Source organism: Achromobacter sp. (assembly GCF_036567245.1).
Classification (GTDB): domain Bacteria; phylum Pseudomonadota; class Gammaproteobacteria; order Burkholderiales; family Burkholderiaceae_B; genus Achromobacter.
The window spans coordinates 1-8517 of the sequence record NZ_DATCUY010000358.1; the positions used below are offsets into that span (position 1 = coordinate 1).

8 protein-coding genes are annotated in these 8517 nt (G+C 66.3%); 6 read left to right on the forward strand and 2 right to left on the reverse strand.

The features are described 5' to 3' along the window. The 3 genes from VIR09_RS15520 to VIR09_RS15530 form a co-directional block, all read left to right on the forward strand. A partial coding sequence (locus VIR09_RS15520; protein WP_332013677.1) for a nitric oxide reductase activation protein NorD occupies nt 1-760 on the forward strand: 760 nt, incomplete at its 5' end. Between the two features lie 97 nt (nt 761-857). Further along, entirely contained in the window at nt 858-2012 is a 1155-nt protein-coding gene (locus tag VIR09_RS15525) for a transporter substrate-binding domain-containing protein (RefSeq protein ID WP_332013678.1), read from the forward strand. Then, on the forward strand, nt 2012-2641 hold the full coding sequence (locus VIR09_RS15530) for an ANTAR domain-containing response regulator (RefSeq protein ID WP_332013679.1): 630 nt from the start codon (nt 2012-2014) through the stop codon (nt 2639-2641). Before VIR09_RS15525 ends, VIR09_RS15530 begins: the two co-directional genes overlap by 1 nt. A gap of 21 nt (nt 2642-2662) precedes the next feature. On the opposite strand, the gene VIR09_RS15535 is transcribed toward VIR09_RS15530, so the two are convergent. After that, nucleotides 2663-3424 (reverse strand): Asp/Glu racemase, encoded by a 762-nt coding sequence (locus VIR09_RS15535; protein ID WP_332013680.1) that lies wholly within the window; start codon nt 3422-3424, stop codon nt 2663-2665. Between the two features lie 244 nt (nt 3425-3668). Here VIR09_RS15535 and VIR09_RS15540 point away from each other — a divergent pair, with 244 nt between their 5' ends. Beyond that, complete coding sequence (locus VIR09_RS15540; RefSeq protein ID WP_332013681.1) at nt 3669-4550, forward strand: LysR substrate-binding domain-containing protein; 882 nt, start codon at nt 3669-3671, stop codon at nt 4548-4550. A gap of 409 nt (nt 4551-4959) precedes the next feature. Here VIR09_RS15540 and VIR09_RS15545 read toward each other — a convergent pair whose 3' ends face one another. Further along, the gene (locus VIR09_RS15545; protein ID WP_414639431.1) at nt 4960-6738 is read right to left on the reverse strand and encodes a M61 family metallopeptidase; all 1779 of its coding nucleotides are present in this window, start codon (nt 6736-6738) and stop codon (nt 4960-4962) included. Between the two features lie 31 nt (nt 6739-6769). Between VIR09_RS15545 and VIR09_RS15550 the strand changes: the two genes are divergently transcribed. Together VIR09_RS15550 and VIR09_RS15555 are read left to right on the forward strand one after the other, a co-directional pair. Continuing rightward, on the forward strand, nt 6770-7546 hold the full coding sequence (locus tag VIR09_RS15550; protein WP_013391124.1) for an enoyl-CoA hydratase: 777 nt from the start codon (nt 6770-6772) through the stop codon (nt 7544-7546). 252 nt (nt 7547-7798) lie between these two features. Then, nucleotides 7799-8517, forward strand: a 719-nt coding sequence (locus VIR09_RS15555) for a DUF1254 domain-containing protein (protein WP_332013683.1), incomplete at its 3' end; no start/stop codon positions are given.

Here is an 8517-nt window from a genome sequence, read left to right on the forward strand (position 1 = left end):
CGGTCCTGCGCAACGCCTGGCCTTGCCGCAATCGCGGCGCCTGAGCCGCGCGCGCCGCCTGAGGCGGCAATGGGAGGGCGATGACATCGACCTGAACGCCGCGATCGAGGTCCTGATCGACCGGCGCCTGGATCTGGCACCCGACGCCCGCTTCTTCATGCGGCCCGGCAGCCAGCCCTGCGCCAGCAGCACCTTGGTGCTGCTGGACCTGTCGGCTTCGGCCAACGACCTGGCGTCCGACGCCGGGACGACGGTGCTGGACCTGGAGAAGCAAGCAGCGATGCTGCTGGCGCAAGCCACATCGGGCGAAGGCGACAGGATCGCCGTGCACGGCTTCTGCTCGGATACGCGGGCGGCGGTCTATTACTACCGCCTGTTGGAGGCCGGCGCGCCGGTGGCTACCGCGTTGGGCCGCATAGGCGCGGCCCAGGCTCGCTATTCGACGCGGCTGGGCGCGGCGTTGCGGCATGCCGGCACGCTGGCGCTGCGCGTCGCGGGAGAGCGGCGCGCCATCATCGTCGTGACCGACGGCGAGCCCTCCGATGTCGACGCGCACGATCCGCGCTATCTGGTGGACGATGCGCGCGAGGCGGTGCTGGAATTGCGCGGGCGAGGCGTGAGCGTGCATTGCGTCGCACTGGACGCCAAGGCCGAACCGCAGCTGCGCGCCATGTTCGGCTTCCGCGGCTACCGGATCGTGACGAATCCGGCGGCGTTGCCGCAGGCGCTGGTCCGCGCCTACGCCAGGGCGACGCCATGACGACCCCAGGAATCCACGTGTTGACGGCGGCTGCCGCTGTGCTGAAACTGATGAACTCGAAAAAGGATGGATGCCCGCGCCAGCGGGCGTCCCGATCATGGCAAACAAAGATCCCATCCGCGTAGGCGTGTTGTTCTCTGAAACGGGGGCCACATCGACCATAGGCCGTTCCCAGCTGCAAGGCACGCTGCTGGCCATCGACGAGATCAACGAGGCGGGCGGCGTCGACGGCCGCGAGATCGTGCCGGTGCGCTACGACCCGAGGTCGGATCCCGCTACCTACAGCGTGCTGGCCGAAAAGCTGATCACGCAAGACTGTGTGAACGTCATATTCGGCTGCTACATGTCCAGCAGCCGCAAGGCGGTGCTGCCGGTGGTCGAGAAGTGGAACCGGCTGCTGTTCTACCCGACGCTGTACGAAGGGTTCGAGTTCTCCAACAACATCATCTACACCGGCGCCGCGCCTAACCAGAACAGCGTGCAGCTGGCGGAGTTCATGACCGCCAACTTCGGCGCCCGGGTCTACCTGATCGGCTCGGACTACATCTATCCCTACGAGTCCAACCGCATCATGGGCGAACTGGTGCTGCAGCGGCAGGACAGCGCCAAGCTCGGCGAGCGCTACGTGCCCCTGACCGCGACCGAGCGCGACTACCGGGAAATCCTGGACGACATTCGCAACAAGCGGCCGGACTTCATCTTTTCCACCGTGGTCGGCAACTCCACCGCCTGCCTGTACCGCGCCTACGCGGACGCGGGCTTCGATCCGAAGACCATGCCCATCGCCAGCCTGACGACCTCCGAAGCGGAAATCTCGCAGATGGAACCCGAGGTCGCGGCCGGCCATTTCACCTCCGCGCCGTACTTCCAGTCCATCGATTCCGACATCAACCGGCGCTGCCTGGAACGCTTGCGGCGGCGCTTCGGCCACGATTGCGTGCCCAATCTTTGCTGGGAAGCGGCGTACTTCCAGATGCACATCTTCGCCAATGCCTTCCGCGACACCGGCACCGACGAAATCGCGCAAATCCTGCCGCGCGTGCTGCAAAGCGAATTCCAGGCGCCCCAGGGCCGGGTGCGCATCGATCCCACCAATCATCACACCTGCCTGTATCCGCGTGTCGGCCGGGTCAACGCCAAGGGCCAATTCACCATCGTGCGCGAGGCCACGCGGTCCGTGCATCCCGATCCGTACCTGGTCACCCATTCGCTGGGCGACTGGACGGCCACCCTGAGTTCGCTGGACATCTGATGGGCGATATCGCCAGCCGCCAGCGCGCGGAGCGCGCGACGCCCTCCCTGCTCAAGGACCTGCGCACGCTGCGGATCGCCGTCTATCATCCCGACGACGCCGACGGCCGCCAGCTCACGCAGCAGCTGCAACGCATCGGCTGCCAGGTGCAGACCTTCTGGCCGCCGGCGCCCACGCTGCCCGAAGGGCTGGACGCGGTGTTTCTGGCCGTGCGGCCGGACGTGATCGACCTGGGTTTCGAATGGGCCAAGAGCGACGACGCGCCCATGGTCATCGCCATCGTCACCTACGAGAATCCGACCATCGTCGAAGCGGTGCTGCGCATCGGGGCGAAGGCGGTGTTGCCTTCGCCCGTGCGCTCATTCGGCTTGCTGTCTTCGCTGGTGGTGGCGCGCCAGGTCTATGACGACATCAAGTCGCATGCCCGGCGCCTGCGCAAGCTAGAGGGCAAACTGCTGGGCGTGCGCCGCATCGCGGAAGCCAAGAGCATCCTCATGCGCACGCGCAACGTCACCGAGGACCAGGCCTACGACCTGATCCGCGAGCAGGCCATGAACAAACGCGTCACCACCGAGGAAATCGCGGGCGCCATCGTCAACGCCAACGAGATCCTGTCGCTGGGCAAGTAGGGCGCGCCGCGCCGCGCCGGCTCAGTACTTGCCGGTCAGCAGTTCGCCCGCGTTGGGCACGCGCGCTTCCAGGTCCAGCACCTTCAGCATCCGATAGACCGTCGCCGCCGCCGCTGTCACCACCGGCAGGCCCAGGCGGTCTTGTGTCGGCTGGATCGATGCCAAGGACGGCATCTGCACGCAGGCGGACAGCACCACCGCGTCCACGCCGCGCGTATTCAGGCGCTCCACATGGCTGGCCGGCGCCATCGGATCCTGCGCGCCGACCTTCAGGTTGTCGGGGATCTCCAGCGACAGGCTGTCCTGCACCTCGATGCCTTCGTTTTCGATGTAGTCCACCACCAGCTTGGTCAGCGGCTTCATATAGGGCGTCAGGATCGAGACCTTGCGCGCGCCGATGGCGTGCAAGCCCTCCACCAGCGCGCCGGCGCTGGAAATCACCGGCGCCGGCCCGCCGTTGTCCACCGTAGCCTGATGCAGACGTTCCTGCGAGACGCGGTGATAGCCCAGCCCCTGGCTCATGATCGCCACCAGGCAGGCATAGCCCAGCACGTCCACCCGCGCGTCGGACAGCTCCTGCGCGCAACGGTCCGATTCACGGTCCATCGACGCCAGTTCCGCCGCCGTCACCTGCTTCATGCGCATGCGGCTGGAATGGAAGGTGAAACGCTCCGGCGCGATCGTCTCGCGCAGACGCAGCATGGCCGGAATCTCCGTTTCCATGGTGGTGTTGGAACTGGGCACGATCTGGCCGATGCGCAGGGCGCGGGGGGAAGTGGTCATGGCGATGCTCCTCGAAAGGCGTAAGAGGGGCCGGCCCGCGACGGGGCGCGGGAACCCGGCAATGCGAAATACGAATACGGATGTCAGCCGGTGGCGGCGCCTGCGGCGGCGAGCGCTGGTCTCATGGCAGGTCCCCGGATGTTGTCGTGTGCTCTATCGGCAGGACTTATTCTGGTCGCCGGGAACGATATTTTCCAATATAGTTTTTATCTGGTTTGATATCTTTCCCAAATAACTGGCCGCCATGGAAATCCGCCAACTCCGTTATTTCGCCGTGCTGGCCGAAGAACTCAACTTCACCCGCGCCGCCGCGCGCCTGCACATCTCGCAGCCGCCCCTCAGCCTGCAGATCGCGCAGCTGGAACGCGAACTCGAGGTCAAGCTGTTCGACCGCAACAACCGCCGTGTGACCCTGACCGAGGCCGGCGAAGCCTTCCTCAACGACGTGCGCGCGCTCCTCGCCAGCCTGAAGGACGCCACCGTGCGGGTCCGCGCCGTGGACCAGGGCCTGGCGGGCCGCATCGAGGTCGGCCTGTCCGGCTCGCACTTCATGGGCCCCGTGCCCGCGCTGATCGCGCGCTACAAGGCCTCCCACCCCCAGGTTTCCGTGCTGCTCAATGAAATGAACCCCGCCGCGCAGCTGGACGCGCTGCGCGGGCACCGCATCGACGTCAGCATCTCGCGCACCGCCGTCGACGACGAGGAACTGCAGTCCATGCCCCTATGGCCGGATCCCGTCGTGGCCGTGCTCCCCAAGGGTCACCCCCTCTCCGGCCGCAAGCGGCTGGAACTGAAGGACCTGACCGGCCAAGCCTTCGTCATGCTGCGCCAGGACACGTCGGCCTTCGCCCGCACGCTGGCCGAAACCTGCGCCCGCGCCGGCCTGCCCCTGTCCGCCGCCCAAACCGTCGCCGAAGTCCCGGCACAGCTGGCGCTGGTCGCCGCAGGACTGGGCGTGGCCCTGGTCCCCCGTTCTACCTGCCGCCACGCCACCGACCGCCTCGCCATCTGCAGCCTGCCCGCGAACATCTCCCGCGCCATGGTCTACGCCGTCACCCGCCGGTTGGGCAGGAGACGCGCGTTGGATACGTTTTTGCAGACTGCGGCGCAGATGAAGGAGGAGTGAGGGCGTAATCGCTGACGGTCCACAAATATTCGACGCAAGACCCCGCGCAAGCCCCAGAAGGCCGCCCGCGCGGCCGCCCTGGGGCGGACCCCGCAAGATCTTCGCTACACATCAGACCGAGGCCAGAACCCCAAGCACACAGTTCGTCCCTGCGCCCCGTGAAGATTCAAACAACGGAGCCTGGCGCGGCGGCCCGGCCGGTGGCGCGGGGCGTCGATAAGCCCAAGGGAATCCGAAGGAACCGCCGCAGGCGGTGACGAGGATGACGCAGGGGAAGTCCGGAGCGAAGGCTCCGGACCGCAATCGTTGCCCCGCGCCACCGGCCGGGCCGCCGCGCCAGGCGGCCAAAAGAAACAAAAAGGGCCGCCCCAAAAAAGACGACCCCCAAGCAACGAGCAAACCAACAGGCTCAGCCCGTCAATACGCAATCCAAGGCTTCCGGCGCACCCAACCGCACCCGGAACTCCCTCAACTCATCCCGCCGGAACACATGCACAGTGACCCGGTCCCCCACCCGATACTGCGCCAGCAACAGCTCCAGCCCCGCCGGCGCCTCCACCCGCAAGCCATCCACCGCCACCAGCACATCCCCGGCCGACAACCCGCCCTTATGTCCCGCGCCGCCCTCCAGCACCGTCGCCAGCATCAGCGACTCACCCTGCTTGCGCGTACGCACATCCAGCGAAGGAATATTGGCCGCCGTCTTCCATTGCAACTTGATGCCCTGCGGCTCCAGCAATTCAGCCAACGGCACATCCGCGGTCCCGTAGGCATGGCGCGCAATGAAGCGCCGAGTATCCACGCCCGTGGCCTCGCGGATCAACGCCGGCAGCCCGTCCTCGGGCAGACCCTGCGGCTTGCCCTGGTAGAAATCGCGCCCATAACGGCTCCACAGCAAACGCATCACATCATCCAGCGAGCGCGCCCCGTCCGTTTCCCGGCGGATCAGCAGATCCAGTCCCAGCGCCACCAGCGCGCCCTTGGTGTAATAGCTGACCAGCGCATTCGGCGAATTCTCGTCCTGCTTGTAATAGCGCGTCCAGGCATCGAATGAACTCTCCGCCACCGACTGCTTCGTCCGCCCCGGCGTGCGCGCCACGCTGGTGATGGTCTTGGCCAGCAGACGCAGATAGTCGGGCTGCGTAATCGCGCCCGAACGCAGCAGCAACAGATCGTCGTAATAGGACGTGAAGCCTTCGAACACCCACAGCAGGCGGGTCAGGTCAGGCTGCGAAAGATCGTAGGGAACAAAGGCGTCCGGCTTGATCCGCTTGACGTTCCAGGTATGGAAATACTCATGGCTCACCAGGCCCAGGAAACCGCGATAGCCTTCGCCCTGGCCTTGCTGGCCCATCACCGGCAAGTCCTTGCGCGCCGTCATCAGCGCCGTACTGGCGCGATGCTCCAGCCCGCCATAGCCGTCGCCCGTCACCATCGTCATGAACACATAACGGTCCGAGCTATCCAGGAAAGGCGCGCGCTTGCTGCGCGGCTCGAAGAACGCGATCTGCGTCTCGCAGATTTTGCGCACGTCTTCCGTAATCCGCGCCAGGTCCAGATTGGGCGCAACGCCGGTGAACACCAGTTCGTGTTCGGCGCCATGCGCCACGAAACTCGACACCTGCGGCGTGCCCATTTCCACCGGATGATCGATCAGCGCGTCATAGTCCGGCGCCAGGTACAGCCCGAAACCATGGCGGCGCGCGGCGCCCTTGTGGCCGCGCGCTTCCTGCAGGCTGGTGTAGACCTTCCAACCCTGGATCGAGCGCGGCGGCGCCAGGTCCACCAGACAGGGCAGATGATCCTGGCCATGCACCCGCAGGAACACGCTGGTGCCGTTGAAGAAGCCGTGGGTTTCATCCAGGTGCGCGCCGCGCACCGACAGGTCCCAGGCATAGACTTCGTACTCGACCCGCAGCGGACCCTCGCTGGGCGCCGCCTGCCAGGTATGGTTGTCGACCTTCTCGACCGGCACGTGCCGAGTGCCCGAATAGGCGGCCAGCGATTCGATCTGGCGGGAGAAATCGCGGATCAGGTAGCTGCCCGGAATCCAGGCCGGCAGCGACAGGCGCTGGCCGCCGGGGGAGGGCGCGGCGATGCTTAGGGTTATCCGGTAGCGGTGTCCGGCCGGGTCGTGGGGCGCGAGGCGGTAAAGTAGCGGCAGAGCGTTGTCTTTTTCCATGGACATATCTTACTTTCATACTTATTCGGAGACATCAATGAGCGAGTCGTTTGTGCTGGTCGAAACCCGGGGCCGCGTCGGCCTGCTGACGCTGAACCGCCCCAAGGCCCTGAACGCCTTGAACGATCAACTGATGGATGAGCTCGGCGCGGCGCTGCTGGCGTTCGAAGCGGATGCCGGCATCGGCGCCGTGGTCATCACCGGCAGCGAAAAGGCCTTCGCCGCGGGCGCCGACATCGGCGCCATGAAAGACTGGTCGTACATGGACGTGTATGGCGGCGAATACATCACCCGCAACTGGGAAACGCTCAAGCGCATCAAGAAGCCCGTGATCGCCGCCGTGGCCGGCTACGCCTTGGGCGGCGGCTGCGAACTGGCCATGATGTGCGACATCATCATCGCCGCCGACAACGCCAAGTTCGGTCAGCCCGAAATCAAGCTCGGCGTGATCCCCGGCGCGGGCGGCACCCAGCGCCTGCCGCGCGCGGTGGGCAAGGCCAAGGCCATGGACCTGGCCCTGACCGCCCGCATGATGGGCGCCGAGGAAGCGGAACGCGCCGGCCTGGTGTCGCGCGTGGTCGCGGCCGACAAGCTCATGGAAGAAGCCATGGACGCGGCCACCGTCATCGCCTCCATGTCCTTGCCCTCGGTCATGATGGCCAAGGAATGCGTCAACCGCGCATTCGAAGGCTCGCTCAACGAAGGTCTGCTGTTCGAGCGCCGCGTGTTCCATTCGCTGTTCGCGACCGAAGACCAGAAGGAAGGGATGGCGGCTTTCACCGAAAAGCGCAAACCGGACTTCAAACACCGTTAATCCTTGTTACGCCCGTGCTTTCAGACCGGGCGACCCGGATCTATCCCGCGCGCCCTCCCTGGGCGCGTTTTTTCGCCTGCATCCGCGGGCGTCACGCGTTGCGCCTTGAAACGTTTGCGTCGCACCTTGTTGCAGGGTTCGGTCCTATCCTGAAAAGGCGTCACCACGAGGTGCCGCGCCAGAGAGGCTTGCCCGAACTGGCAAGCCCGGCGCGGCGGCTCGCTTGCAGACAACACCAATAAGGAGCCTTGCATGCGTACATCTATCGCTACCCGCCGGTGGTCCGCCGCGGTGCTTGCCGGCGCGCTGAGCGCCTGCTTCGTTACCGCCGCGCAGGCGCAATCGCCGCGTCCCTCCATGCGCCTGGTGTCCGAGACGCCGTATCCGGCCGCCTCCGCGCCCGCCGCGCAGATGAGCGAGCAAGAGCTGCGCGACATCGCCATCGACGCCTATGTCTACGCCTATCCGATGGTGCTGATGGAATTGGCGCGCCGCAAGGCCACGGCCGTGCAGACGCCGCTGGACGGCAAGGCGCCGGTGAACCAGTTCGGCCACAAGGCCGCCTTCCCCGATCCGCGCGCGGGCGACGTGCCGTGGCCCAGCGCCGACGCGCTCTATTCCAGCCTGTGGTTCGACGTGTCGCGCGCACCGCTGATCGTGAACCTGCCCGCCACCGGCGACCGCTATATGGTGTTGTCGGCGCTGGACATGTGGAGTGACGTGTTCGCTTCCCGCGGTACGCGCACCAACGGCAACGGCGCCCAGTCCTTCGTCCTCGTCGGCCCGGGCTGGCAGGGCAGTGTGCCGCCCGGCATGGACGTGATCCACAGCCCCACCGCCAACGGCTGGCTGATAGGCTGGACTCAGGCGGGCGGCCCGCAAGACTACGCGGCCGTCAATCAGATCCAGGCCGGCATGACCGCCAGTCCGCTGGCCGCACCGGTCACCGCCCGGCCCGGCAGCAACCGCAA